Origin of the sequence: Kitasatospora sp. NPDC091257, assembly GCF_044757675.1 — a bacterium.
Taxonomy (GTDB): Bacteria; Actinomycetota; Actinomycetes; order Streptomycetales; family Streptomycetaceae; genus Kitasatospora; species Kitasatospora lactacystinica.
In genome coordinates this window covers 1-1014 of record NZ_JBIVVI010001912.1, presented here as the reverse complement: position 1 = coordinate 1014, position 1014 = coordinate 1, and the positions used below count along the sequence as shown (strand labels likewise).

At 59.3% G+C, this 1014-nt stretch carries 1 protein-coding gene; it reads right to left on the bottom strand.

Annotated features, from left to right (window positions below; all coding sequences use genetic code 11):
• Window positions 1–946, bottom strand: a 946-nt coding sequence (locus ACIQOV_RS42830) for a peptidase inhibitor family I36 protein (RefSeq protein ID WP_401056721.1), incomplete at its 3' end; no start/stop codon positions are given.
• Between the last annotated feature and the right edge of the window lie 68 nt (window positions 947–1014).

Sequence of the window (1014 nt, the reverse complement as noted above, 5' to 3'; positions counted from 1 at the left end):
TCAGGTTTTTGATGGAGGAGGCAACCTGGGAGGGCCTGCCGAGGTTTGCCGAGGCGAGGTCGGTGAGGCCGGCGGCGTCGTTGAAAACCCACTGCGTTCCGCCTTGGTCGGGGTCCTCGTAGAGGCAGAAGTAGTTGGCGGGCGGGCCGTGGTAGACGTTGGCGGATGTGACGTGGTCCTCGAGGCCGGGGGTAGTGACGTTGACGTTGGTGCCGGGGTAGACGAGCTGACTGGTGCCGGTGCCGTTGGCGTTCTGGAACATCTCCAGGGTGTACTTTGTCTGATTTGAGCACCTGGAGATCACGCTTGAGAGGTCATGGAAAACGGCGGTATTGGTGAAGCTTGTGAGGCCGGCGGTGTCCTTGAACAGCCACTGTCTGGCGAGTCCAGTAGTGTGCTCGAAGAAGCAGAAGTAGTTGGCGGGCGGACCATGGTAGACGTTGACGGATGTGACGCGGTTCTCGAGGCCGAGGGCGTAGACGTTGACAGTGGTGTCGGGGTAGACAAGCTGACTGGTGCCGGTGCCGTCGTTGTTCGAGAACAGTTCGATGGTGTACCAGGTCTGGTTGCTGACGGACGAGATCACGCTGGAGGCGTCACCATAGAGGGCTGTGTCGGTGATGGCGATGACGCCGGCGGGGTCGGTCGTGAGCGCCCGGAATACCCACTGCCTGCCGGTGCAGAACGTATTTTCGTAGAGGCAGAAGTAGTTGTTAGGCGGGGCATGGTAGACGTTGAAGGACTTGACATTGTTGTCGAGGCCGGGAGCGGTGATGTCGACAGCGGTGCCGGGGTAGACGAGTTGGCTGAGGCCGCTGCCGTCCTTGACAGAAAAGAGTTCGATGGTGTAGCTAGTTCGATTGCAGACCGAGGAGATCAGTAAGGCGGCACCGATGTAAAGACTCGTGGATGTGATATCGGTGAGGCCTTCGGTGTCCTTGAACACCCACTGCATTCCACTCTGGTTGAAGTCTGAATAGAGGGCGAAGTAGTTCGGGGGTGGGGTGTGGTAGA